Source organism: Dechloromonas denitrificans, from assembly GCF_001551835.1.
Taxonomy (GTDB): domain Bacteria; phylum Pseudomonadota; class Gammaproteobacteria; order Burkholderiales; family Rhodocyclaceae; genus Azonexus; species Azonexus denitrificans.
The window spans coordinates 277,320-301,066 of record NZ_LODL01000035.1 but is presented as its reverse complement, the minus strand read 5'-3'; the positions used below and the strand labels follow the sequence as shown (position 1 = coordinate 301,066).

The 23,747-nt window shown below is 64.8% G+C and carries 22 protein-coding genes and 1 tRNA gene; 8 read left to right on the top strand and 15 right to left on the bottom strand.

Annotated features, from left to right (window positions below; all coding sequences use genetic code 11):
* Window positions 1-57 precede the first annotated feature (57 nt).
* A complete protein-coding gene (locus AT959_RS16165) occupies window positions 58-741 on the bottom strand; it encodes a hypothetical protein (protein WP_066886423.1) in 684 nt (227 codons plus the stop codon).
* Window positions 742-848: 107 nt separating this feature from the next.
* On the opposite strand from AT959_RS16165, the gene AT959_RS16160 reads away from it, so the two are divergent.
* Window positions 849-1,265, top strand: coding sequence for a diacylglycerol kinase (locus tag AT959_RS16160; RefSeq protein WP_066885212.1), 417 nt, complete (start codon window positions 849-851; stop codon window positions 1,263-1,265).
* Window positions 1,262-2,389 carry a glycosyltransferase family 4 protein gene (locus AT959_RS16155; RefSeq protein ID WP_240481865.1) on the top strand — a complete coding sequence of 376 codons (1,128 nt, stop codon included), beginning with the start codon at window positions 1,262-1,264 and terminating at the stop codon, window positions 2,387-2,389. Before AT959_RS16160 ends, AT959_RS16155 begins: the two co-directional genes overlap by 4 nt.
* A 16-nt stretch (window positions 2,390-2,405) precedes the next feature.
* Here AT959_RS16155 and AT959_RS16150 read toward each other — a convergent pair whose 3' ends face one another.
* From AT959_RS16150 to glyQ, 9 genes are all read right to left on the bottom strand, one after another.
* Entirely contained in the window at window positions 2,406-5,810 is a 3,405-nt protein-coding gene (locus AT959_RS16150) for a PAS domain S-box protein (RefSeq protein ID WP_066885209.1), read from the bottom strand.
* 15 nt (window positions 5,811-5,825) lie between these two features.
* Entirely contained in the window at window positions 5,826-6,614 is a 789-nt protein-coding gene (locus tag AT959_RS16145) for an ABC transporter substrate-binding protein (protein ID WP_066885206.1), read from the bottom strand.
* A gap of 61 nt (window positions 6,615-6,675) precedes the next feature.
* Window positions 6,676-7,287, bottom strand: a complete 612-nt coding sequence (locus AT959_RS16140; protein WP_066885203.1) for a hypothetical protein — start codon at window positions 7,285-7,287, stop codon at window positions 6,676-6,678.
* Between the two features lie 58 nt (window positions 7,288-7,345).
* A complete protein-coding gene (gene gloA / locus AT959_RS16135) occupies window positions 7,346-7,729 on the bottom strand; it encodes a lactoylglutathione lyase (protein ID WP_066885200.1) in 384 nt (127 codons plus the stop codon).
* A 13-nt stretch (window positions 7,730-7,742) separates the two neighbouring features.
* Entirely contained in the window at window positions 7,743-8,462 is a 720-nt protein-coding gene (locus AT959_RS16130) for a M48 family metallopeptidase (protein WP_066885197.1), read from the bottom strand.
* A complete protein-coding gene (locus tag AT959_RS16125; RefSeq protein WP_066885195.1) occupies window positions 8,440-9,192 on the bottom strand; it encodes a lysophospholipid acyltransferase family protein in 753 nt (250 codons plus the stop codon). Before AT959_RS16125 ends, AT959_RS16130 begins: the two co-directional genes overlap by 23 nt.
* Entirely contained in the window at window positions 9,189-9,734 is a 546-nt protein-coding gene (gene gmhB, locus AT959_RS16120; protein WP_066885192.1) for a D-glycero-beta-D-manno-heptose 1,7-bisphosphate 7-phosphatase, read from the bottom strand. Before gmhB ends, AT959_RS16125 begins: the two co-directional genes overlap by 4 nt.
* Window positions 9,731-11,839 (bottom strand): glycine--tRNA ligase subunit beta, encoded by a 2,109-nt coding sequence (glyS, locus tag AT959_RS16115; protein ID WP_066885189.1) that lies wholly within the window; start codon window positions 11,837-11,839, stop codon window positions 9,731-9,733. The genes gmhB and glyS overlap by 4 nt, the downstream gene beginning before the upstream one ends.
* A gap of 2 nt (window positions 11,840-11,841) precedes the next feature.
* Window positions 11,842-12,786, bottom strand: a complete 945-nt coding sequence (glyQ, locus tag AT959_RS16110; protein WP_066885186.1) for a glycine--tRNA ligase subunit alpha — start codon at window positions 12,784-12,786, stop codon at window positions 11,842-11,844.
* 148 nt (window positions 12,787-12,934) lie between these two features.
* Here glyQ and AT959_RS16105 point away from each other — a divergent pair, with 148 nt between their 5' ends.
* The 3 genes from AT959_RS16105 (at window position 12,935) to AT959_RS16095 (ending at window position 17,073) form a co-directional block, all read left to right on the top strand.
* A complete protein-coding gene (locus AT959_RS16105; RefSeq protein WP_205629944.1) occupies window positions 12,935-13,549 on the top strand; it encodes a TetR/AcrR family transcriptional regulator in 615 nt (204 codons plus the stop codon).
* Window positions 13,546-16,062 carry a PEP/pyruvate-binding domain-containing protein gene (locus tag AT959_RS16100; RefSeq protein ID WP_066885180.1) on the top strand — a complete coding sequence of 839 codons (2,517 nt, stop codon included), beginning with the start codon at window positions 13,546-13,548 and terminating at the stop codon, window positions 16,060-16,062. The genes AT959_RS16105 and AT959_RS16100 overlap by 4 nt, the downstream gene beginning before the upstream one ends.
* A 315-nt stretch (window positions 16,063-16,377) precedes the next feature.
* The gene (locus AT959_RS16095; RefSeq protein ID WP_066885176.1) at window positions 16,378-17,073 is read left to right on the top strand and encodes a transglycosylase SLT domain-containing protein; all 696 of its coding nucleotides are present in this window, start codon (window positions 16,378-16,380) and stop codon (window positions 17,071-17,073) included.
* 8 nt (window positions 17,074-17,081) lie between these two features.
* Here the strand turns inward: AT959_RS16095 and lnt are convergent, their stop codons facing one another.
* The 5 genes from lnt to miaB are packed head-to-tail and all read right to left on the bottom strand — an operon-like array spanning window position 17,082 to window position 22,120.
* The gene (gene lnt / locus AT959_RS16090; protein WP_240481864.1) at window positions 17,082-18,518 is read right to left on the bottom strand and encodes an apolipoprotein N-acyltransferase; all 1,437 of its coding nucleotides are present in this window, start codon (window positions 18,516-18,518) and stop codon (window positions 17,082-17,084) included.
* A 10-nt stretch (window positions 18,519-18,528) separates the two neighbouring features.
* Complete coding sequence (locus tag AT959_RS16085; protein WP_066885172.1) at window positions 18,529-19,380, bottom strand: HlyC/CorC family transporter; 852 nt, start codon at window positions 19,378-19,380, stop codon at window positions 18,529-18,531.
* A 5-nt stretch (window positions 19,381-19,385) separates the two neighbouring features.
* The gene (gene ybeY / locus AT959_RS16080; protein WP_066885170.1) at window positions 19,386-19,835 is read right to left on the bottom strand and encodes an rRNA maturation RNase YbeY; all 450 of its coding nucleotides are present in this window, start codon (window positions 19,833-19,835) and stop codon (window positions 19,386-19,388) included.
* The gene (locus AT959_RS16075; protein WP_066885167.1) at window positions 19,807-20,802 is read right to left on the bottom strand and encodes a PhoH family protein; all 996 of its coding nucleotides are present in this window, start codon (window positions 20,800-20,802) and stop codon (window positions 19,807-19,809) included. Before AT959_RS16075 ends, ybeY begins: the two co-directional genes overlap by 29 nt.
* Entirely contained in the window at window positions 20,783-22,120 is a 1,338-nt protein-coding gene (gene miaB, locus AT959_RS16070; RefSeq protein WP_066885164.1) for a tRNA (N6-isopentenyl adenosine(37)-C2)-methylthiotransferase MiaB, read from the bottom strand. Before miaB ends, AT959_RS16075 begins: the two co-directional genes overlap by 20 nt.
* A gap of 128 nt (window positions 22,121-22,248) precedes the next feature.
* On the opposite strand from miaB, the gene AT959_RS16065 reads away from it, so the two are divergent.
* The 3 genes from AT959_RS16065 (at window position 22,249) to AT959_RS16055 (ending at window position 23,384) form a co-directional block, all read left to right on the top strand.
* Window positions 22,249-22,325, top strand: a tRNA-Met gene (locus AT959_RS16065).
* A gap of 481 nt (window positions 22,326-22,806) precedes the next feature.
* Window positions 22,807-23,079, top strand: a complete 273-nt coding sequence (locus AT959_RS16060; protein ID WP_066885161.1) for a type II toxin-antitoxin system ParD family antitoxin — start codon at window positions 22,807-22,809, stop codon at window positions 23,077-23,079.
* The gene (locus AT959_RS16055) at window positions 23,079-23,384 is read left to right on the top strand and encodes a type II toxin-antitoxin system RelE/ParE family toxin (RefSeq protein WP_083518456.1); all 306 of its coding nucleotides are present in this window, start codon (window positions 23,079-23,081) and stop codon (window positions 23,382-23,384) included. Before AT959_RS16060 ends, AT959_RS16055 begins: the two co-directional genes overlap by 1 nt.
* The last annotated feature ends 363 nt before the right edge of the window (window positions 23,385-23,747 follow it).

Below are 23,747 nucleotides of genomic sequence, written 5' to 3'. Positions count from 1 at the left end.
AGCATAGGCGATGCGGCAGAACTTTTACCGATTTATGACAAACGTCAAGGCCTTGATCTAGAACAAAGGCGGTGTAATCAGGCGCAGACCAAGCGACAGCCAGCGCTCGTCGCGGATCTGGCCGAGCTGGCTGCCCCAGGTCGTGTCGATCTGGACATGGTTGGGCACCAGCCAGTAGCGCAGGCCGAACTGGACGAAGGGCCTGCCCTGATCCTGACCGTAGCTTTCGGCGATCACGTAGAGTCGTTCGCTGGTCTGGATTTCGCTGCCCAGGCCCCAGGTCAGGCGGGTGCCCCGGTTTTCGCGGTCATAGGTGGCGCCGAGATTGCTGTGCACGACAATGCGGTCGTCGGCCAGCGAAAGACTGGCCGGAAAGTAGAAGTAGGGCGCGCCGGACTGGCCGTTGCCGGGCTGCGTCGCATAGCCGGCGGCGAGGCCGAAGCCGAAGCCATTGCTTTCCAGTTTGCGGAACAGCGTCTTGCCCTGGACCAGCACGGCACCGCTGTCGGCTTCGCCGTGGGCGTGGGCCAGCGCGCCGCCGAGGGTGAATTCGAAATTGCCGCCCGGGTTGCAGGCCGGCAAGGCCCACAGCTCGTTGCGCTGGCGATGGGCGTGCGCCCAGGTTTCAAGCTGGCAGGCCTGGGGATCGGTCAGCCGCGCATCGTCGGTGATCATCGGGCGCGCCGCGTGGGCGCCAGGCAGGCTGGCCAGCAGGGCCAGGCCGGGGAGGAGTCTTTTCATCAGCATAACCGGCCGATTTTAGCGCGGCATTGTGACAGTTTCCTGACGCTCCCTGTCATCAAAGCTTAGTGCTGGCCGGCTAGCCTCGGGGCTTTCATGGAGGTGTCATGCACGAAGCCAAGCCGCCCGAACTGGGCCTCGACCCGAGCCAGGAGTCGCCGTTCAAGGGCAAGACCGGTCTGCGCCGGGTCTGGAATGCCTTCAATTACTCAATTGCCGGCCTCAAGGCGGCCTACCTGTGCGAAGACGCCTTCCGCCAGGAGGTCTGGCTGGCGGTGCTGCTGATCCCGGCCGCGCTGCTGCTGCCGGTGCCCTGGCTCGGGCGCGGCCTGATGATCGCCAGCGTGCTGCTGGTGCTGGTCGTCGAACTGCTCAATTCGGCGATCGAGGCGGTGGTCGACCGGGTCAGCCTGGAAAACCACCGGCTGGCCAAGCGCGCCAAGGACATCGGCAGCGCCGCGGTGCTCGTCGCGCTGCTCACCGTGCTCGCCGTCTGGGCCTGCGTGCTGCTGGAGGCGGCATGATGTCGCTCGAGATCGCCTTCGTCACCGAAACCTTCCCGCCCGAGGTCAATGGTGTCGCGATGACGGTCGGCCGACTGGTCCACGGCATGCGCGAACTGGGGCACCGGGTCAGCATCGTCCGGCCGAGCCAGGGCAAGAGCGATCGCGGCAGCGAGCATGAGCTGGCCTTGCCCGGCTTGCCGCTGCCCGGCTACCCCGGCCTGCGCTTCGGCCTGCCGGCCGGGCGTCGGCTGGCCCGGCAATGGCGGGCGCGGCGGCCGGATCTGGTGCATGTCGTCACCGAAGGTCCGCTCGGCTGGTCAGCGGTCAGTACGGCGCGCCGCCTGGGTATTCCGGTGACCTCCGGCTTCCATACCAATTTCGACCGCTACAGCGTGCATTACGGCCTGGGCTGGATGCGGCCGGCGGTCGCCGCCTACCTGCGCACACTGCACCGGCGGACGCGGGCGACCATGGTGCCGACCGCGGCGTTGGCCGCCGACCTGGCCGGCGAAGGCTTGAGCGGGGTGCGCGTCGTCGGGCGCGGCGTCGATACGCAGCTGTACGATCCCTTGCGGCGCAATGCCATGCTGCGCAACGAGTGGGGTGTCGCGCCGGGCGGCCTGGCCTGCCTCTATGTCGGCCGGCTGGCCGCCGAAAAGAACCTGGCGCTGGTCGAACGGACGTTCGCCGCAATCAGCCTGCGCCATCCCGAGGCGCGCATGGTCTGGGTCGGCGACGGGCCGTCAGCCCGCCAACTGGCGGTGGATCATCCCGGGCATCACTTCGCCGGCATGCGCCTCGGCGAGGATCTGGCCGCCCACTATGCCAGTGCCGATCTCTTCCTCTTTCCCAGCCTGACCGAAACCTACGGCAACGTGGTCGCCGAGGCGATGGCCAGCGGCTTGCCGGTGGCAGCCTACCGCAGTGCAGCGGCGGCCGAGTTGATCGAGCATGGGGTGAACGGGGCGGTCGCCTCGCCGGGTGACGAAGGCGCCTATGTCGCGGCGGCCCTGGCCTTGCTCGCCGACCGCACCCGCCTGGCGCAACTGTCGCAGGCGGCCCGGCAAAGCATGCTGCCGCGCAACTGGGCCGGCGTCGTGGCGAGTTTCGAGAAAGTGGCGCGCGAGGCGATTGCAGGCTGAGATTGTCGGCTGAAAGTCAGCGCCCGCCACACCACTGGCGCAGGCTGTCGACCAGTTCCTGGCGGCTGACCGGCTTGGCCAGGTAGGCGTCCATGCCGGCGGCCAGGCATTCTTCGCGGTCGCCCTGCATGGCGTTGGCGGTCATCGCGATCACCGGCCGGTTCGCCGCGGCCGGGCCCGCTTCGCCGGCACGCAGGCGGCGGGTGGCCTCGAAGCCATCCATGACCGGCATCTGGCAATCCATCAACACGATGTCGAAACTGTCGGCAGCGAGCATTTTGAGGGCTTCGGCACCGTTCACCGCCAGACTCACCTGGCAGGCCAGTTTTTTGAGCAGGGCGCCGGCCACTTTCTGGTTGACCACGTTGTCCTCGACCAGCAGCACGCGCAGGCCGGCCGGCAGTTCGCCGACCGGGGGAAGGGCGGGGGCGGCTGTGGCGAGCGGCGCGGGGTCGGTGACGACGCCGAACGGCAGACGGAGGCGGAATTCGCTGCCGACCCCGGGCGTCGATGCGACCTCGATGCTGCCGCCCATCAGTTCGACCAGGCGCCGGCAGATCGACAGGCCGAGGCCGCTGCCGCCGAAGCGGCGGGTGGTCGAGGCGTCGCCCTGGTAGAAGGGGGCGAACAGGTTGTCGACGACTTCCCGGCTCATGCCGATGCCGCTGTCGGCAATCCGGAAGTCGAGCCAGACCTGATCGGGCTGGCCGGCGGCTGCTTCGCTCGCCATCGTGATCTTGACGCCGCCGGTCTCGGTGAATTTGACGGCATTGCCGGCCAGGTTGAGCAGTATCTGGCGCAGCCGGCCGGGATCGCCGAGCAGTTGGGCCGGTACGCCGGGGACGCTGGCGGTACTCAGGCCAATTTCCTTGAGGGCGGCCTGGTGGGCGAGCAGGGCGACGATGTCATGGAGAAGTTCGGCGGGTGCAAAGGGGATCGCTTCAAGCTGCAGCTTGCCGGCTTCGACCTTGGAAAAGTCGAGGATGTCGTTGATCAGGCCGAGCAGGCTGTCGGCGCTGTGCCGGATGGTTTTCGCATAGTCGCGCTGTTCGGCGGTCAATGTGCTGCCGAGCAGCAAATCGCTCATCCCGATGACGCCGTTCATCGGCGTCCGGATTTCATGGCTCATGTTGGCCAGGAAACTGCTCTTCGCCAGGCTGGCCGCTTCGGCCGCCTGCCGCGCCTGCTCCAGTTGCTCCTGGGCATGCAGGCGTTCGAGGAAGGCGCCAGCCCAGCGGGCGAGCATGCGGATGAACTCGATGTCGGAGGGGTCGAAGTCGTGGTCGCGGCCGGTCGCCGACGAGAAGCTGATGGTGCCGTAGACCTCGCCATTGACCTGGATCGGCGCCCCCAGGTAGGCGGCCAGCCGGAATTCGCGGAAGCACGGGTGGCGCTGGTAGTCGCTGGTTGCGGCATTGGCGATGGCGAGGACGCCGTCGTGTTCCAGCGTCGAGCTGCAATAGGTGATGCCGAGTTCGATCTGCTGCTTGTCGCGCAGCGTTTCCGGCGGCGAAACCTGGACTTCGATGCGGTAGGCACCAACCTCGCGGTTGATGTGGCTGATGATGCCGTATTCGAGGTGCAGGTGATCGACGGCGACCTGCAGTGCGGCGCGCATCGTTTCCAGCGGATCGAGGCCGGTCGTCGCGACGATGTCGTTGAGGGCGCGCAGTGCGGCCAGTTGGCGTTGCAGCCGGATGGCCTGCAGGCGTTGTTCGGTGATGTCGAGCTTGACCGCGACATAGTGCGTGATTTCGTCGTCGGTTTCGCGGATCGGCGCGATCACCGCTCGCTCGTGATAGACCGAGCCATCCTTGCGCTGATTGACGAATTCGCCTTCCCAGACTTCGCCGCCGGCCAGCGTTTGCCACATCGCGTCATAGGTGGCGGCCGGGGTCAGGCCGGACTGCAGCATGCGCGGATTCTGGCCGATCACTTCCTCCGCCGTGTAGCCGGTGGTGCGGAAGAATTGCGGGTTGACGTACTCGATGGCCGGGGTCAGATTGGTGATGACGATGCTCGTCGGGCTTTGCTCGACGGCCTGCGATAGCCGGCGGATCAGGCTGTCGCGGCGGCGCTCGTCGGAAATGTCCTCGAAGACGCCGACGTAGTTGGTCAGTTGGCCCTGCGCGTTACGCACCGAGGAAATGGTCAGCCATTCCTCGATCGGCGTGCCGTCCTGCCGCCGATTGACGATTTCGCCGCGCCAGACGTCATGCGCCTGCAACTCGGTGAACATCGCCTGGTAGAAGGTGGCGTCATGCAGGCCGGAGGAAAAAATGCGCGGGTTGGCGCCGATCAGCTGGCTGGCCGCGTAGCCGGAAACTACCTCCAGGCGCGGGTTGACCGCCAGGATGCGGCGCTCGGCATCGGTGATCAGGATGCCATTCGTGCTGTGCTCGAAAACCTGGGCGGCGAGCTGGCGTTCCTTCTGCATCTGCTCTTCGGCCCTTATGCCCTTGCGCAGTCGGGCAATCAGCAGTGAGGTGAGGAGCAGCAGGGCGAGCAGGGCCAGGCCGACGGCGCCCAGCGTGCGCCAGGTTTGCGCCTGCCACTGGGCGAGGGCGGTGGCGCGGTCGACATGGACCTGGATCAGCAGCGGATAGCTGCGCGAGGCCCGGAAGGCGGTCAGCAGGTAACCGCGGTTCTCGTGGCTGGCGTTACGGGTGCCGATTTCCTCGGCCTGCAACTGGCTCAGGCTGGCCGCGTCGAGGTGGCGGCTGCCGATGCTGCGCTGGTCGTTCGACGAGAGCAGCAGCGTACCGTCGTAGCTGAGGATTTCGACCTCGGTCAGCGCCGGGTCGATATGGCGGGCGAAGTGGTTGAGGAAATAGTCGGGATTCAGGCTGGCCAGCAGTTTCAGCCGCTGGCCGTGGAAAATTTCTTCGCGCAGGGCGGGGAAAAAGCTGCTGGCATCGGCCGGGATTGGGTTGCCTGCGGTCGACGGCTTGCCATCGGCAAAATCGCGCCCGACCCAGGGCGCGCCGGTGCGCAGGAAGCCGGCCGCCTGCAGGCCTTCCGGGCGCGGCTGGAAATCGTCGGTGACGACCAGGGCGCCAATGTTGTCCGGGTTGGAACTGGCGACGATGCGCCCATCCAGTCCGGCCAGTGACAGCGAACGGAGGAAGAGCAGGCGGCGCTGGATCAGTTCGAGCTGGGCATTGGCCCGCTCCGGCCCGGGCTGCGGCAGGTCGATCGCTTCCGGCAGGCTTTGCAGCGTCAGGCTGGCCAGGTTCAGCGTCTGCGTTAGCTGGTCTTCGAAGACGCGGGCCTGCGCTTCAGCCTCCTGCAGGTGGCGGGCCAGGGTTTCCTGGCGCAGGCTGTAGACATTCGAGAAAGTGCCGGCCACCACCGAGATGACCAGCAGCAGTTGCAGGCTGATCAGCAGCTTGGTGTAAGAGCGGGCCCCGGCGTTGCTCACGCTGGTCGAACCCGATCAGTCGAGGCGGAGGATGGGCAACAGGCCGTGCCGTTCGGCGGCCGCTTTCAGTTCGCCATTGCGCTTGGCGGTGGCGACGAAGGCTTCGACCCGGGCGTGCCAGCGGTCGTCGCCCGGCCGCATGGCGTAGGCGTAGGGGGTGATGTGGTAGGTGCTGTCCGGCTTGATCAGGCGCGCCCAGTCGGTCGTCTTCAGCATGCGCTGGCTGTACGGGAAATCGGTCATGAAAACGTCGGCCCGGCCGGATTCGACTTCCTGCTCGCGGGCATGCGGCGTATCGAGCACTTTCAGCGTGCCGTTCTTCAGCTTTTCCTTCATCACCGGTTCGTGCAGCGTGCCCTTGGCCACGGCGACGACTGTGCCAGCCTTGTCGATGTCGTCCCAGGCGCGGATGCGGCGGTTGCTCTTGGTGGTGATGGCGTAGATATCGCTGGCCAGGTGGGGCTTGGTGAAGCGCAGTTTTTCTGCCCGCTGCGGCGTGATGCCGATGGCGAACATGGCGATGTCGCAACGGTCTTCCGTGAGGTCGGCAATCAGCCGGGCAAAGGAACTGTCGATGAATTCGAGGCCGACGCCAAGGTCGCGGGCCAGGCCCTTGGCCATGTCGATATCGATGCCGGACAGTTGCCGGGTTTTCGGGTCGCGATAGCTGATGCCGAAATAGTCGGGCCAGATGCAGACGCGGACGGTCTTGGCAGCGGCGATGCGGTCAAGAGTGCCCTCCTGAGCGAGGGCGGGCAACTGGTGAGCGAGGAGGGCGAGGCCGATCAGGAATATGCGCAACATGGCAGGGCTCTAATACTTTTGTAGTATTCAGCATATCAGATACCGGCCGGCCCCGGGGGCTTCAATCGCTTAGCGTGAATTTGAGCAGGCGGTCGCCGGCACTGTCGTCGAGCAGGATGCGGCGGACGCGGTCCTGCCACAATTCGGCAAACAACTGGCGTTCGGCCGGGCTGGCTACGCCAGCCAGGATGGCGCCGAGCAGCGGGCCGCTGCGCGGGTCGCCGGGCACGGCGGACAGGTCGAGCCGGCAGTCTACGCTGAGGCCGGTGTCGATCCGGCGCAGGCGGATGTATTCGAGGCCGGGCTCGGCGAAATGCAGGCGCCGGTTGCGCCGGAACTGTCCACCCAGGCCCTTGAAGCCGCCGGGGCCGGCGGCGCCGGTGAGCAGGCCGAGAACGCTGGCGATGACGCCGCTGACGCCGCTGTCCTCCGCCTCGTGCAGGCCGACTTCGATCTCGCCGCGGCGCGGCAACTCGTTGCCATAGAGGACGCGCAGGGCGCCGACTCCGGTCAGCCAGGCGCCGGCGACGGTCGGGCAGGCGTGGCCGGTCAGGCGGACGGCATCGGCAAACGAATATTCGATCAGGCCGCCCTCGGCCGCGCCGAGCACTTCGGCCAGCGGGTCATGCAGCGTGATGGTGGGAATGCGGGAAAAGTAGTCGGGAAAGGCCATGTCGATCTCCTTGGCCGCACAGTATCGGCGGCGGCGCAGCGAATGGCCTTGATCTGCCTCAGGCGCGCTGGATCAGTTCGATCTTGTAGCCGTCCGGGTCTTCGACGAAGGCGATGATGGTCGTGCCGTGCTTCATCGGCCCGGCTTCGCGCACCACCTTGCCGCCGCGCTTGTTGATCTCGGCGCAGGCCGCCGCGGCATCCGGCACGGCGAGGGCGATGTGGCCGTAGCCGTTGCCCAGTTCGTAGCTCGGCGTGTCCCAGTTGTGGGTCAGTTCGAGCACCGCTTCCTTGTCTTCGGGACCGTAGCCGACGAAAGCCAGCGTGAAGCGGCCTTCCGGGTAGTCCTGGCGGCGGATCAGCTGCATGCCGAGGATTTCGGTGTAGAAGGCGATCGAGCGGTCGAGATCGCCGACGCGGATCATGGTGTGCAGAATGCGCATGCTGTTTTCCTGTTCAGAGTTGGGGAATTTGCCGGGCGTGCTGGCGCAGTTCGAGGCGCCGGCTGCGCCATTCCGGGCAGAGTTGCTCGACCACAGACCAGAAGCGCGGGCTGTGGTTCATTTCCTTGAGATGGGCCAGTTCGTGGCAGACGACGTAATCGACGATCGGCAGCGGCATGAAGATCAGCCGCCAGTTGAGGGCGATGCCGCCGCTGTGGCTGCAACTGCCCCAGCGCGTGCGGGCCGACGACAGGCGCAACGGCGGTAGGGCGACGCCGAGCCGGGGGGCGTAGTGGCCGAGGCGCTCGGTAAAAACGGCGCGCGCCTTTTCGCGCAGCGCCTTTTCGAGCAGTTGATTGGCGCTGGCCGAGGCGGTTGGGCTCAGATAAAGCCGGTTGCCGGCAAATTGCCAGCGGCTGCGGGCAATTTCGGTGATTGCTACGGTCAACGGCTCGCCAAGGGCAAAAACCACGGTGCCATCGCCGACGGCCAGCGTGGCCGGCGGCGGCTGTTCGCGCCAGTTGGCCAACTTGTCGAGCACCCACTGGCCATGCTGACGGATCAGGCCTTCGATGTCGCCGAGGCGGGCCTGGTGCGGTGCGCCGACACGCAGCCCGCGATGGTCGATGGTCAGGCCGATGGTCCGCCGCTGGCTGCGCCGCAGCTGATAGGCGACGGGCTGGCCGTCGAGGACGATGCGGCGGGCGGCCTCAGGCGTTGCTGCGGGCGGCATCGCGGTAACGATGCGGCGAGATCCGGCGCATCTCGGCTTCAATCCAGGCTTCGGCCTGGCGATTGACCTCGGCTTCGCTCATTCCGGTGGCGTCGAAAGCCGGGCCGATGCTGACAGTGATGGTCCCCGGTTTTTTCAGGAAAGCCTGGCGCGGCCACAGTTCGCCGGCGTCGTGGGCGATCGGCACGACCTTGCAGCCGACATGGGTGGCGAGATAGGCGCCGCCCGGCTTGTAGCGCTTGGTCTGGCCGGGCGCAACGCGCGTCCCTTCCGGGAAGAGGATGACGTAGAAGCCCTGCTTCAGGCGCTCGCGGCCCTGGGTGACGACCTGGTCGAGCGCGTCTTTGCCGGCGGCGCGGTCGATCGAGATCATCTTCATGGCGGCCAGGCCCCAGCCGATCAGCGGCACCTTGAGCAGTTCTTTCTTCAGTACGAAAACGCAGTAGGCGCCGTTCGGCACGTAGTCCTGCAACGTCATCGTTTCCCAGGCCGACTGGTGCTTGGCGAGAATGACGCAGGGTTCCAGCGGCATGTTTTCCAGGCCGATCACCTTGGGGCGGATACCGAGCAGGTTTTCGACGCCCCACTGGATGCCGAGCCGCCACAGCTTGCCGAAGCGGTAACCCCACAGGCCGCGCAGCGCCAGCGCGGCAATGACGACGAGCGGCGCCGAGACGATGGACCACAGGATGGCCCAGGCCATGAACAGCGACGAGCGGATGACGGTCATGCCTTGCTTTCGTTCAGGATGAAGTCGACGGCGGCGGCCAGGTTGGCGAATTCCAGCGTGCCTTCCGGCAGGTTGCCTTCAGCCTTGGTCTTTTCGCCCTTGCCGGTGTGCACCAGGATCGGCTGGCAACCGAGCACGGCGCAGGCCTGCAGGTCGCGCAGCGAATCGCCGATCGCCGGCACGCCCTTGAGGTCGGTGTTCATCGTTTCCGAAATACGCTTGAACATGCCGGGTTTCGGCTTGCGGCATTCGCAGTCGGAGTCGGCCGCATGCGGGCAGTAGAAAATGGCCTCGATGCGCCCGCCGACGGCGAACAGCGCCTTGTGCATCTTTTCGTGGATGCTGTTCAACGTATCCATGTCGAACAGGCTGCGCCCGACGCCGGACTGGTTGGTGGCGACGACGACGCGATAACCGGCCTGGTTGAGGCGGGCAATCGCATCCAGGCTGCCGGGAATCGGCTTCCACTCCGCCGGGCTCTTGATGAACTGGGCGGAGTCGAAGTTGATGACGCCGTCGCGGTCGAGAATGACGAGCTTCATGCCGACAGTTTCGAAATGTCGGCGACCTTGTTCATCGCCGCGTGCAGCTTGGCGAGCAGGCCCAGACGGTTGCTGCGCAGGGCCGGATCGTCTGCATTGACCATGACGCCGTCGAAGAAGGCATCGACCGGGGCGCGCAGCGCGGCCAGCGCCTGCAGCGACTCGGCATAGTCGCCGGTATCGAAGGCGGCATCGGCCTGCGGTACCACTTCGACCAGCGCCGCGTGCAGCGCGACTTCGGCGGCTTCCTTGAGCAGGGCGGCATCGACCCAGGCGTCGACGCTGTCTTCGACCTTCTTCAGGATGTTGCCGACCCGCTTGTTGGCGGCAGCCAGCGCGGCGGCTTCGGGCAGGGCCGAGAAGGCGCGCACGGCAGCCAGGCGCTTGGGAATGTCGCCCAGGCGTTGTGGCCGTTGCGAGACGACGGCATCAACTTCCTGCGCCGTGTAGCCCTGCTCGCGCAGGCTGCCGGCGAGGCGGTCGTAGATGAAGTCGGCGAGCGTGGTTTCGGCCGTCTTGAAGCCGTCCACCGCAGCAAAGGCCTGGCCGGCAACGTTGAGCAGGCTATCGAGCGGCAAATCCAGATTGCCTTCGGCCAGCATGCGGATGGTGCCCAGCGCATGGCGACGCAGCGCGAACGGGTCGCGGTCGCCGGTCGGGATTTGGCCGATGCCGAACATGCCGACCAGCGTTTCCAGCTTGTCGGCCAGTGCGACGATGGTGCCGACCTGGTTGCGCGGCAACGAGTCGCCGGCAAAGCGCGGCTTGTAGTGGTCTTCGATGGCATCGGCGATGTCGGCGGCGAGGCCGTCATGCAGCGCGTAGTAGCGCCCCATGATGCCCTGCAGTTCCGGGAACTCGCCGACCATGTCGGTCAGCAGGTCGGCCTTGGCCAGCACGGCTGCTTGTTCGGCTTGCAGCGCCAGCGTTTCGCCGCCCAGTTGCTGGCCGATGGCGCGGGCAATCGCCGCAACGCGCTGCATGCGCTCGCCCTGGGTGCCCAGCTTGTTGTGATAGACGACCTTGGCCAGGCCGGCGACGCGTGATTCCAGCGATTTCTTGCGATCCTGGTCGAAGAAAAACTTGGCGTCGGCCAGACGCGGACGGACGACGCGCTCGTTGCCGCCGATCACGGCGGAAGCATCGGCCGGGCTGATGTTGCTGACCACCAGGAACTTGTTGGTCAGCTTGCCGGCCGCGTCGAGCAGCGGGAAGTATTTCTGGTTGGCCTTCATGGTCAGAATCAGGCATTCCTGCGGCACGGCGAGGAATTCCTCCTCGAACTGGCCGACCAGCACATTCGGCCGTTCGACCAGTGCGGTGACTTCGTCGAGCAGAGCCTCGTCGTCGATCGGCTTGCCGCCGGCCTGGGCCGCTGCGGCTGCGAGCTGGCGGGCGATTTCGGCGCGGCGCTCGGCAAACGAGGCGATCACGGCGCCGTCAGAGGCCAGCTTGCTGGCGTATTCGTCGGCATTGGCGAATACGACCGGATCGACCGTGGCTTCAAAGCGGTGGCCGTGCGTTTCGCGTCCTGAGTTCAGGCCGAGGATGGCCAGCGGCACGACGTCACTGCCGTGCAGGGCGACCAGGCCATGTGCCGGGCGGACGAAATTGACGCTGCTCCAGCCGTCCTGAAGCTGGTAGCTCATGACTTTCGGGATCGGCAGGGCGGCCAGTGCGGCTTCCAGCGCCTTCTGCAGGCCTTCGGCCAGCGTCGCGCCCTTGGCCAGGCTTTCGTAGAACAGCACATCGGCCTTGCCGTCATTTTCGCGGCGCAGGTTCGGCACGCAGGAGGCATCGGCGCCGAGGGCGGCCAGTTTCTTGAGCAGGGCCGGCGTCGCATTGCCGGCGGCATCGAGGCCGACGGCGACCGGCATCAGCTTCTGGACGACCGGCTTGTCGGCAGCCACTGCCGCGACCTCGGTGACGTGGGCGGCCAGTCGGCGCGGTGAGGCGTAGGCGGTGACGGCGGCGGTCGACGCGGCCAGACCGGCATTTTTCAGCGAGGCGGTCAGGGTTTGGGCAAACACTTCACCCAGTTTCTTCAGCGCCTTCGGCGGCAGTTCCTCGACGAACAGTTCAACGAGCAGATTCTTGGCGGTCATGTTCAGGCAACTTTCTTTTCAATCTGGGCGAGCACTTCGGCGGCCCATTCCTTCGGTGCCATCGGGAAGCCGAGGCGGGCGCGGCTGTCGAGATAGGCTTGTGCCACGGCGCGCGCCAGGTTGCGGATGCGGCCGATGTAGGCGGCACGCTCGGTGACCGAGATGGCGCCGCGCGCGTCGAGCAGGTTGAAGGTGTGCGCCGCCTTCAGCACCTGTTCGTAGGCCGGCAGCGCCAGTTGGGCGCCCATCAGGTGTTGCGCCTGCTTCTCGTGGGCACCGAAGGCGTGGAACAGGAAGTCGACGTCGGAATGCTCGAAGTTGTAGGTCGATTGTTCGACTTCGTTCTGGTGATAGACGTCGCCGTAGGTCAGGCCGTCGGTCCAGACGAGGTCATAGACGTTCTCGACGCCCTGCAGGTACATCGCCAGGCGTTCGATGCCGTAGGTGATTTCGCCGGTGATCGGCTTGCAGTCGATACCGCCGACCTGCTGGAAGTAGGTGAACTGGGTCACTTCCATGCCGTTCATCCAGACTTCCCAACCCAGGCCCCAAGCGCCCAGCGTCGGGTTTTCCCAGTCGTCCTCGACGAAACGGACGTCGTTCTTCTTGAGGTCGAAACCGAGCGCTTCGAGCGAGCCGAGATACAACTCGAGAATATTGTCCGGTGCCGGCTTCAGCACCACCTGGTACTGGTAGTAGTGCTGCATGCGGTTCGGGTTCTCGCCGTAGCGGCCATCCTTCGGACGGCGCGAGGGCTGCACGTAGGCGGCTTTCCACGGCTCGGGGCCGATGGCGCGCAGGAAGGTGGCGGTGTGGCTGGTGCCGGCGCCGACTTCCATGTCGTAGGGCTGCAGCAGGGCGCAGCCTTGCGCGCTCCAGTATTGCTGCAGACGCAGGATGATTTCCTGGAAGGTGGGCTTTTTCGTGGAACTGTTGCTGGTCGTCATCGGACGCACTCGAAAAGACGGAAGACCTTGAATTTTACAAGCTTTTAGCGGCCTTGGTCAGAGTGGCGCAATGCTTGAAAAATAATGAACGTCGTTCAATAATTAACGAAGTTATTTTATTGAGGACGCCATTATGCCGATGCATCGCATGCCCCAAAGTGGAGACGAGCCGCCCGGTCGCCGCGAACGCAAGCGCCAACAACAACTCGACCATATTGCCGATACCGCCTGGGCGTTGTTCGAGGCCGAGGGCTTCGAGGTGGTAACGATGGAGCGCATCGCCGAAGCGGCCGATCTCTCCAAGGTCACGCTGTACCGGCATTTCCCGGTCAAGGAAGCCTTGCTGCGCCATGTCTTTCATCGCGAACTACGCGCCGCCTGGCCGGACATCCAGCCAGAACTGGCCCGGGCGGCACCGGGGCGGGCGCGGCTGGCCCGCTTTCTCGAATTGCAGGCGGCCTGGTGCGAGAGCCGGCGCGCCTTTCTGCTGCCCTACACCCGCTTTCGCCTGAGCGATTCCCGGCTGCCGGCCGAAGGGCGCGAGCGCAGCGGCATGGAAGCGATCTTCAGCGAGCTGATCGCCCAGGGCCAGGCGGCCGGCGAATTCCGCGCCGACCTGCCGGTCGCGCTGCTGGCGATGCATTTGCAATTTGCCCATCTGGCGACGCTGCTGCGCTGCCTGACTGACGAGCGCCTGGCGCTGGCCGACGAACTGGCGACCATGCTCGATCTGGTCTGCAACGGCATGGGAGGGCGGTCATGAGCCCGGAGATGGGGTTGGTTCCGGCGACGGCTGCTGCCGACACGCCGCCGCAGGTGGTCGGTGGCAAGGGGCGCCAGCTCGGGCTGTTGTTGCGCTACGGCCTGCCGGTGCCCGACTTTTTCGTGATTCCGGCCGCCTGGAGCCGGCTGCGCGGGGCCGGTGTGCCGCTCGAACTGCAGCGGCTGTTGCAGGCCGAACTGACCGCACGCGGCTGGCTGGATAAGCCGCTGGCCGTGCGCTCGTCAGCGCTTGGCGAGGATGCGGCAGCGGCGTCGTTCGCCGGCATCTACCGCTCCTGTCTGAATATTGGCGATTTTTCGGCGTTGACCGCAGCGATTGCCGAGGTCTGGGCTTCGCTCGATACGCCGACGGCAGCGGCTTACCGCCAGCGGCTGGGCATCGCTGGCGACGTGGCGATGGCCGTCGTCGTCATGCCGCTGCTGGCGGCCGAGGCCTCGGGCATCGCCTTCACCTGCGACCCGGCCAGCGGCCGCGAAGACCGGATCATCGTGCACGCCAACTGGGGCCTGGGCGAAAGCCTGGTCGGCGGCGAGGCGGCGGGCGACGAATATGTCTTCGCCGAGGACAGCAGCGATACCTGGCGCTTGATCGAAACGCGGATCGGCAGCAAGGCGACGATCAGCCGGCCAGCCGCGGCGGGCGGCACCGTGCGCGAGTCATTGCCACCGGCAAAGGCACAGGCGGCAGTGTTCGACGCCGGGCAGGCGGAGCGCCTGGCCGCACTGCTGCGCGATGCGGCGGTCGCCTGCGATTTCGTGGCGCCGTTCTACGATTTGGAATGGGTCTGGGACGGCGGGCAATTCTGGCTGACCCAGGCCCGGCCGGTGACGCGGCGGCCGCACTACACCTACCCGGCCCTGCGCGGCCAGCCGGCGCTTTGGACGCGCGGCAATACCTGCGAAATCATGCCCGAGCCTCTGCAGGCGATGGACTGGAATTTCTCGCGGCGCGGCTGCAACGATCTGCTCGAACAGGGCTGGAAGCTGGCCGGCTACCCGCTGTTGCCCGGCGTCCAGCGTGCCGGACTGTTCGATGGGCGGCTCTACCTCGAAGCCTCGATCCTGCAGTGGGAGGCCTGGGACGGCATCGGCCTGCTGCCCGAGCGCTTCAATGCCCTGATGGGCGGTCATCAGCCGGTTATCGCGAGCACGCCGCCGAACTGGCGCGAACGTCTGGGCCGGATCGCCAACACGCTGCGTTACCTGCGCCAGGCGCCGGCGATGGGGCGGCGGGGCGATGCGGAAGTCGCCCAGGCGCGGGCCATTGCCCGGCAACTACGGGATGTGCCCCTGCCGGAGTGCAATGAGGAGATCACGGCCTTGCTACTGCGCGTGCTCAAGCCCGCCCGGGAGTTTGCCGGCATGTTCTTCCTGCAAGGCTCGGGGGGCGGCAGCCTGAGCCTGCTGCTCGACACGCTGGAGCGTGCTTTTCCCGGCGAGAGCGCGGCGCTCGGGGCGGCGCTGCTGGCCGGTGGCGAGCCGAGCGTGACGGCCGAGCAGGGGTACGCCTTGCTCGACCTGGCCCGCCAGGCAAAATCGGCCAAAACCGGCGGTCGACCGCAGGACGACCCGGAATTTGCCGAGGCCTTCGCCGCTTTTCTCGACCGCTATGGCCATCGCGGCCATTACGAGACCTACCTGCGTAGTCCGCGCTGGCATGAGGAGCCCGAACAACTGCTCGAGCAGTTGCCGGCGCTGGCCGAGGTCGATGCCGCCGCGCTGCGTGCCCGCCAGCACGCGGCGGCCAACGCGGCCTGGCAACGGATCAAACGCGAACTGCCGTTCTGGTACCGGCCCTTGCTGCGCGCCCAGGTCAAGGCCGCCAATCGCGACAGCAACCGGCGCGAGGCGGCGCGCAGCGCGATCATCGCCCTGCTCGCCGCCGGGCGGCGGCTCTGGCTGCTGATCGGCGAGCGGCTGGTCGGCGAAGGGGTACTCGACCGGCCCGACGAGATCTTTCACCTGATGCCCAGCGAGGTCGAACGCTACGCTGGCGGCCACCTGTCACGGCTTGGCTTGCGTGCCCGCGTCGCCGAACGCAGCGCGTGGTTCGCCCGCTGGCAGGCGACCGAAGCGCGCGAATGGCTGGCACTGGCGCCGGCTGGCCAGGCGTTGCCGGTGCTGCGGTCGACCGATGAAAAACCGGCAAAACCGGACGAGGCGGGAGGTTTCCGTGGCGTCGCCACCGGGACCGGCGTGGCGCGTGGCCGGGTCCGCCGGCTGCGCCATCCAGCCGAGGGGCTGGCGCTGCAGCCGGGCGAGATTCTCGTCGCGCCGTCCACCGATCCCGGCTGGACGCCGCTGTTCCTCAAGGCCGGCGGCCTGGTCGTCGAAACCGGCGGTTACCTGTCGCACGGCGCCATCGTCGCCCGCGAATTCGCCTTGCCGGCGGTGGTCAATCTGCCCGGTATCGTCGACCAACTGAGGGATGGCGAACTGGTCGAGGTCGATGGCATCGCGGGCATGGTCCGGCGTCTGGTCGAGGTGGCCTGAGGGGCGGCGGGCGATCTTTTTTTGCCCGCGCCGAGATGCACCGGGAGCCTGTCGACATGCGGCCTGGCGCCCGGTGTGTTGGTGTTTGTGCAACATTTTTAGGCGAAGCCTGGCCGGTGTTTGTTGACAATATTCAATTAAATCAATAGAGTGCGATTCGTGTTGCGGTGCAACATCGGTTTTTCCGGCGCCAGCCCTGGTGCCTTGCGGGTTTCGGCCGCTTGCCACTTTCCCCCGCCCTCGCCGATGTCGTACCCCCTGTAACCGTTCGCTGCCGGAGATGTTTTCGGTAGTGGCAACAGTGAAGGAGGTCGCATGTTCGCTTCGACTACTCTCTCTCCCGCCGTACAGCGGGTCTCAACAGTCGTTTATGTCCTGCTCCAGAAATTTCTGATGGCGGCCGGGCTGGTTTTTGTTTTTGTGCTGCTCGGCTTGCTGAGCGGTTATCTCAATGTGTCGGACAGCCTGAAGTCGGCTGCCCCGGTCAGTGAAGCGGCGGCCGTTGCCGCCGTCGAAGAGCCGGAAAGTCCGCCGTCCGAGGCAACGCCCTCGGCCCTCAATCCGCGGATGCGCGGTGCGCTGGATTACGTTTCCCGGCGTTACCGGGTGTCCACCGACGCCTTGCAGCCGATCTTCGCGACGGCGCAGACGGTCGGCCGCGAGTTGCACCTCGACCCGCTGCTGATCATCGCGGTGATCGGCGTCGAGTCCGGCTTCAATCCCTTTTCGCAGAGCGTGTTCGGTGCCCAGGGCCTGATGCAGGTCGTGCCGCGCTTCCATCTCGACAAGTTGCCGGATGAAGCGGCTCCCGCCGCCTTCCTCGATCCGGTGACCAATGTCCAGGTCGGGGCGCGCGTGCTGAAAGAATCGATTAGCCGTAACGGCGGGCTGGAAGATGGCCTGCAGCAGTTCGGCGGTGCCAGCAACGACCCGGAACGGCGCTACTCATTGAAAGTGCTGGCCGAGAAGCAACGCCTGGAACAGGCGACGCAGCGGCTGCGGACGACCTGAAACAGTCGTTAGCGCCGGCGTGACGGCAGCTGGCTGAACAGCAGGCAGAGGCCGGCGAGCAGCAGGAAAGCGTAGTTGCCGAAGCGGGCGTAGGGCGTCAGCCCCTGATGGGCGCGCACTTCGCCGCGCAGCACGCCGGTGGTGAACGCCGGCAGCACCGCCTGCACCTTGCCGCTGGCCGAGACGATGGCGGTCATCCCGGTATTGGTCGCCCGCAACATCGGGCGGCCGGTTTCGGCGGCGCGCATCTGGGCGATCTGCAAATGCTGCGGCTGGGCCAGCGAATGGCCGAACCAGGCGGTATTCGACAGGTTGGCCAGGATGCCGGCCTGGGTCAGCACGCCGATCAGTTCCTCGCCGAAAACATCCTCGTAGCAGATGTTGACCGCCACCTTCTGGCCGGCGACGGCGAGCGGCGGCTGGTTTTCCGGGCCGCGTGAGAAGGACGACATCGGAATGTTGGCGTGCGCCATGAACCACGCGAAGCCGGGCGGAATGAACTCGCCGAAGGGCACCAGGTGGCGCTTGCTGTACACCTGGGTCGGCGAGACGCCGAGGCTGACCGCGCTGTTCCAGTAAGCATCGGGGTCGCCGCTCAGGGTGCCGGTAATCAGGTCGCCGCCATGCGCCCAGACGGCCTTTTGCAGGCGTTCGACATACATCGGCGGCAACTGGTTGAAGAAGATCGGCAACGCCGTTTCCGGCAATATGGTCAGTTGCGCCGGGTTCTGCTCGATCAGTTGTTGATAAAGGCTCAGCGTGCGCAGGAATGCTTCCGGCCGGAACTTCATTTCCTGCGGCACATTGCCCTGGATCAGCGCGACGCTGACCGGTTCGCCGACCGGCGCCGTCCACGGCACTTGGCGCAGCACGAAGCCGCTGATGATCAGCAGCGTCGCGAAGATCACCCCGGTCCGCCAGCGGACGAGCAGGGCGCCGCTCAGGGCGACGAGCAGTGACAGGCCATGCACCCCCAGCAGCGGCGCGAAGCCGCTCAGGGGGCTGGGCGCGGCTTGTGAATAGCCGAGGGCGAGCCAGGGAAAGCCTGTGAAAATCCAGCTTCTCAGCCAGTCGACCGCAGCAATCAGCGCCGCGAAGCAGAGCGCCTGCCGCCACAAGCCGTTCGGCTGCCAGCGTTTGAAAATGCCGCCGGCCAGCATCGGGAACAGCGCCATCACGGCACAGAACAGGAAGGCGGCCGGTCCGGCCAGCCACCACGGCATGCCGCCGAAGACGGAGAGGCTGACGTAAACCCAGGAAACGCCGGTCAGGAAGAAGCCGAGGCCGAACGCCAGGCCGCTCAGGGCCGCCTGCCGCGTCGTTCCGGCGCTGCACAGCAGCTGGAAGAGGCCGAGCCAGATCAGCGGGGCCAGCCAGAACAGGCCGAAAGGGGCGAAGCACAGCACGCCGGCGACCCCTATGGTTGCGGCGATGAGGTAGCGCACTGCCGGGTGTCTAGCCAGTAAAGTCTTCAGCACCGGCTTCGGATTTGGGCGGCGGGGTGACCAGTAGCGTGTACAGGCGGCGGCTGTCGGCGCGCAGGACCTGGAAGCGGACGCCTTCGATGTCGACGATCTCGTTGCGTTTCGGGACGCGGCCGAGGTGACGGAGGACCAGTCCGCCGACGGTATCGAATTCCTCGTCGGAGAATTTCGTCGTGAATGCCTCGTTGAAGTCCTCGATTTCGGTCCGTGCCTTGACCCGGTAACGGCCGGAGGCATCGAGACGGATGTTGTCGTGTGCTTCGTCGAAGTCGTATTCGTCCTCGATGTCGCCGACGATCTGTTCGAGTACGTCCTCGATGGTGACCAGGCCGGCGACGCCGCCATATTCATTGACGACGATCGCCATGTGGTTGCGCGAAACGCGGAATTCGCGGAGCAGCACGTTCAGCCGCTTCGATTCGGGGATGAAGACGGCCGGGCGCAGCCAGTCGCGCAAATCGAAACTCTCTTCGGTGTGGATGCGCAGCAGATCCTTGGCGAGCAGGATGCCGAGCACCTTGTCGCGGTCGCCATCGACCACCGGAAAGCGCGAGTGGGCGGCTTCGATGACGACGGGGACGATTTCGCTCATCGGGTCATCGACGTCGATGACGTCCATCTGGGCCCGCGGAATCATCACGTCGGTCACCCGGGTGTCGGAAGCGGCCAGCGCACCTTCAATGATGGTCAGCGCATCGGCGTCCATCAGGTTGCGCTCGTAGGCAGCGTGCAATATTTCAAGTAGCTGCTCGCGATCTTCAGGTTCGCGCAGCAGCAGGGAAGTCAGTCGTTCGATAAAACTCGGTTTACTGTCACTATCCATGATGTTTAAACCGCATACGGGTCTGGATAACCCATCGCGGCGAGAATCTCCCTTTCTTTATTTTCCATGGCCTCGGCATCATCGTCATTGTCATGATCCCAGCCCTGCAAATGCAGCATACCATGCACCACCAAGTGGGCGTAGTGGGCGTCCAGCGGCTTGTTCTGCTCGGCCGCTTCGCGCGCCACGACGCTCGGACAGATGACCAGGTCGCCCGTCACCAGCGGTTCGGTGTCATACGGAAAGGACAGCACGTTGGTCGCGTAGTCCTTGCCGCGGTACTCGTTGTTCAGTGCCTGCCCCTCGTCGGCGTCGACCAGGCGGATGGCGACTTCGCCGCCGCCAACCAGCGCCGCCCGTGCCCAGCGCACGAAATCTGCCCGTAAGGGTAAGCCGTCGCGGTTACAGGCATATTGCACGGACAGGTTAAGGCGTTTGCTTGGCGTGGGATTCATAGGCGGCAACGATGCGGGCGACCAGCGGGTGGCGGACCACGTCTTCCTTGGTAAATTCGGTAAAGGCCAGGCCGCGCACGCCCTTCAGGATATCGTGCGCTTCGCGCAGGCCGCTCTTTTGCCCCTTGGGCAGGTCGATCTGGGTGATGTCGCCGGTGACGACGGCCTTGGCGCCGATGCCGATGCGGGTCAGGAACATCTTCATCTGCTCCGGCGTCGTGTTCTGCGCCTCGTCGAGAATGATGAAGGCGTGGTTCAGTGTCCGGCCGCGCATGAAGGCGAGCGGGGCGATCTCGATGGCGCGCTTTTCGTAGAGCTTGCTGACCCGGTCGTGGCCCATCAGGTCGTACAGCGCGTCGTAGAGCGGGCGCAGGTAGGGGTCGATCTTCTGGGTCAGGTCGCCGGGCAGGAAGCCGAGGCGCTCGCCGGCTTCGACGGCCGGCCGGGTCAGGATGATGCGCTCGACCAGGTCGCGCTCGAAGGCATCGACGGCTGAAGCGACGGCGAGGTAGGTCTTGCCGGTGCCGGCCGGGCCGATGCCGAAGGTGATGTCATGTTCCTGGATCGCCTTCAGGTAGGCGACCTGGCGCGGCGTACGGCCGTGCAACTCGGTCTTGCGGGTGACCAGTTGCGGCCCGTCGACCGGGCCTTCGGCCTTCCGCGAGATGCGGCGGACCGGGGCGTTGATCAGTTCGATCAGGCCGAGCTGGATTTCATCGACCGACAGCGGCTCGCGGGCCATGCCGTAGAAATGGCGGATGGCGTCGGCGGTCAACCCGGCTTTTTCGCCGGAAATCGAAAAGCGCTCGTTACGCCGGCGAATGACGACATCGAAGCCGGTTTCGATCTGCCGGATGTTCTCGTCGAGCGGGCCACACAGATTGGCCAGCAAAACGTTGTCGACCGGCGCCAGCGTGACTTCCGCCGGTTTGCTTTTCGGTGCCGCTCTAGTCTTCTCGGATGACAATTTCGCCCCTCAGGCTATGCGGCAAGGCCGACGTGATGCGGACATCGACGAAGGTGTTGATCAGCCGCGGATTGCCGATGAAGTTGACGATACGGTTGTTGTCGGTGCGCCCGGCCAGTTCGTGGGCGTCCTTTTTCGAGACGCCTTCGACCAGGACGCGCTGGATGCTGCCGACCATGGCCTGGCTGATCACCTGCGCCTGTTCGTCGATGCGCTTTTGCAGACGCGAGAGGCGGGCCGATTTGACCTCGGCCGGCGTCGAATCATCCATCTCGACGGCCGGGGTGCCGGGGCGCGGGCTGTAGATGAAGGAGAAGGAGTTGTCGAAGCCGACATCGTCGATCAGCTTCATCGTCTTCTCGAAGTCCTCATCCGTCTCGCCGGGGAAGCCGACGATGAAGTCGGAGGACAGCGAAATGTCCGGCCGCGCCGCGCGCAACTTGCGGATGATCGACTTGTACTCGATGGTCATGTAGCCGCGCTTCATCGCCGCCAGCACGCGGTCCGAGCCGGCCTGGACCGGCAGGTGCAGGTGCGAGACCAGCTTTGGCACCTTGCGGTAGGTCTCGATCAGGCGATCGCTCATTTCGCGCGGATGCGAGGTCGTGTAGCGGATGCGCTCGATGCCGGGAATTTCGGCGATGTATTCGATCAACAGCGCCAGGTCGGCCTTCTCATCGGTTTCCGCCATGTCGCCGCGATAGGCGTTGACGTTCTGGCCGAGCAGTGTCACTTCGCCGACGCCGTTGGCAGCGAGGCCGGCCACTTCGGTCAGCACGTCGTCGAACGGGCGCGACACTTCGCCGCCACGGGTGTAAGGCACGATGCAGAAGGTGCAGAACTTCGAACAGCCTTCCATGATCGAGACGAAAGCCGAGGCGCCTTTGACTTCGGCCGGCGGCATGGCATCGAACTTCTCGATTTCCGGGAAAGAGACGTCAACCGCCGCCTTGCCCTTCTCCTTGCGTTCGGCAATCAGCTGCGGCAGGCGGTGCAGGGTTTGCGGTCCGAAGACCACGTCTACGTAAGGCGCGCGAGCGACGATGGCGTCGCCCTCCTGGCTGGCGACGCAGCCGCCGACTCCGATCACCAGGTTCGGATTCAGCTTCTTCAGGTGCTTGACCCGGCCAAGGTCGTGAAAAACCTTCTCCTGCGCCTTTTCGCGCACCGAGCAGGTATTGAACAGAATGATGTCGGCCTCTTCAGGGTTGTCGGTTTTGACAACGCCTTCGGCGGCATTGAGAACGTCGGCCATCTTGTCCGAGTCGTACTCATTCATCTGGCACCCAAAGGTGCGGATGAACAGTTTTTTGGGCATGGATATTACTTCGCAGAATGGTGGGTGCCGCTTCGGCAACCCGGGTGCGGGAAAGTTTCGAATTATAACCGAGCACAAATTCGTTGACCGCCAATCAGAGCCACCCTATAATCCGCGCCCTCAAGCGTGGTGATGTAGCTCAGTCGGTTAGAGCGATGGATTCATAACCCATAGGTCGGCAGTTCGATTCTGCCCATCACCACCAACAGATTCAAAGAGCCGTTGATCCGTAAGGGTCAGCGGCTTTTTTCATGCCATTTACCCCGCTAGGTGTTACACAAAGGTGTTGCACATGGCACGCGACTATCTCACCCGCTCCTGGCATGGAACGCTCTACGGATTGAGAAGTGTATCGATGACGCTGAGAAGGACTTGCCTGAGTTGTTGATCAAGGAACTGGCCAGCGACGAGATTGAAGCAATGAGGAAGGCCGGTCGGGAAGAGGAGGCAATCGCCTGATCTTCTTGGCGCGGTGATGGCACGATCATGGCAAGGAGCGAAGTCTTAGAAAAAAAAAGGGACTTCCGGATACCTTGCCTTGTCGTTTGCGCGACGCGAATTTGAAAATCATCGTTCCGTGCTGAAATGTCTGCACTAACGCATCGAAGGCGGCAGCTTGGTTCGTTCTGGCCTTTTTGCAGCAATGGCATAAAATGGCAATGTCTGACATAACCTTGGAGCCTGCCATGTCCCTAAATGTATCGTTGCCGCCGGAACTCGAAAGCCGCGTTCGCCAGCATGTCGAATCAGGACTCTACAGCTCTGCCAGTGAAGTGATCAGGGAAGCACTGCGCTTGTTTGAAGCCTATCAAGGCGTTCAGGCCGCCAATCTGTCAGCACTCAAGGCTGACATTGCCCAAGGTGTTGCCGATATAAATGCCGGTCGCGTGCGTGAGGTGAGTATGTCCAGCATCAAGGAGCGCGGCAGGGCAGTCCTGGCATCACCGAAGGCGGTCTGATGGGGAAAGTGTTCTATTCAGCCAGCGCCGAGAATGACTTGCTGGAGGCTTGGCTATACGTTGCCGAAGATAGCGTCACGGCGGCTGATCGTATGCTTGACCAGATAGAAGCAGAAGCTATCCGGTTGCTGGATCAAGCGCTGATGGGCCGGGAGAGAAACGAACTGTCGCCAGGCATTCGAAGCTGGCCTACATCGACGCCATACATCCTGTTCTATTTCCCAAATGAGCAAGGGGTTGTCGTGGCGAGAGTGCTGCACCATGCGAGAGATATTCCGTCAATCGACCTCTGGCCAAAGTGCTGATGAACCTTGCCGGAGACAGTGGTTTATACTCGCTCCCAAGGTGTTGCACATGGGTGTGACACATTGATCAACCTCGATACCGAGGCGGCGACAAAAAGTCCCAATAGATCAATGGACTGATATTTTCTGGTGGTGATGGTTAAATTCTGTCCATCACCACCAGAAATGCAGAAGCCGCTGATCCGAAAGGGTCAGCGGCTTTTTCATGCGCTGAAGCCTGCCGGGTGGGGCGCAAAGGTGGGGCACAATGGCAAGCAGCTACCTGAAGCAGTCCCGACATAGCTCAACCTTCTACTTCCGGCGACGGGTGAAGTACTTTGAACACACCGCTGCACGTACAGACATCAAGTTGGGCACGAAGAG

Coding starts and splice junctions, on each gene's coding strand:
- AT959_RS16165 (WP_066886423.1), bottom strand. CDS start 741: ATGAAAAGACTCCTCCCCGGCCTGGCCCTGCTGGCCAGCCTGCCTGGC.
- AT959_RS16160 (WP_066885212.1), top strand. CDS start 849: ATGCACGAAGCCAAGCCGCCCGAACTGGGCCTCGACCCGAGCCAGGAG.
- AT959_RS16155 (WP_240481865.1), top strand. CDS start 1,262: ATGATGTCGCTCGAGATCGCCTTCGTCACCGAAACCTTCCCGCCCGAG.
- AT959_RS16145 (WP_066885206.1), bottom strand. CDS start 6,614: ATGTTGCGCATATTCCTGATCGGCCTCGCCCTCCTCGCTCACCAGTTG.
- AT959_RS16140 (WP_066885203.1), bottom strand. CDS start 7,287: ATGGCCTTTCCCGACTACTTTTCCCGCATTCCCACCATCACGCTGCAT.
- gloA (WP_066885200.1), bottom strand. CDS start 7,729: ATGCGCATTCTGCACACCATGATCCGCGTCGGCGATCTCGACCGCTCG.
- AT959_RS16130 (WP_066885197.1), bottom strand. CDS start 8,462: ATGCCGCCCGCAGCAACGCCTGAGGCCGCCCGCCGCATCGTCCTCGAC.
- AT959_RS16125 (WP_066885195.1), bottom strand. CDS start 9,192: ATGACCGTCATCCGCTCGTCGCTGTTCATGGCCTGGGCCATCCTGTGG.
- gmhB (WP_066885192.1), bottom strand. CDS start 9,734: ATGAAGCTCGTCATTCTCGACCGCGACGGCGTCATCAACTTCGACTCC.
- glyS (WP_066885189.1), bottom strand. CDS start 11,839: ATGACCGCCAAGAATCTGCTCGTTGAACTGTTCGTCGAGGAACTGCCG.
- glyQ (WP_066885186.1), bottom strand. CDS start 12,786: ATGACGACCAGCAACAGTTCCACGAAAAAGCCCACCTTCCAGGAAATC.
- AT959_RS16105 (WP_205629944.1), top strand. CDS start 12,935: ATGCCCCAAAGTGGAGACGAGCCGCCCGGTCGCCGCGAACGCAAGCGC.
- AT959_RS16100 (WP_066885180.1), top strand. CDS start 13,546: ATGAGCCCGGAGATGGGGTTGGTTCCGGCGACGGCTGCTGCCGACACG.
- AT959_RS16095 (WP_066885176.1), top strand. CDS start 16,378: ATGTTCGCTTCGACTACTCTCTCTCCCGCCGTACAGCGGGTCTCAACA.
- AT959_RS16085 (WP_066885172.1), bottom strand. CDS start 19,380: ATGGATAGTGACAGTAAACCGAGTTTTATCGAACGACTGACTTCCCTG.
- ybeY (WP_066885170.1), bottom strand. CDS start 19,835: ATGAATCCCACGCCAAGCAAACGCCTTAACCTGTCCGTGCAATATGCC.
- miaB (WP_066885164.1), bottom strand. CDS start 22,120: ATGCCCAAAAAACTGTTCATCCGCACCTTTGGGTGCCAGATGAATGAG.
- AT959_RS16060 (WP_066885161.1), top strand. CDS start 22,807: ATGTCCCTAAATGTATCGTTGCCGCCGGAACTCGAAAGCCGCGTTCGC.
- AT959_RS16055 (WP_083518456.1), top strand. CDS start 23,079: ATGGGGAAAGTGTTCTATTCAGCCAGCGCCGAGAATGACTTGCTGGAG.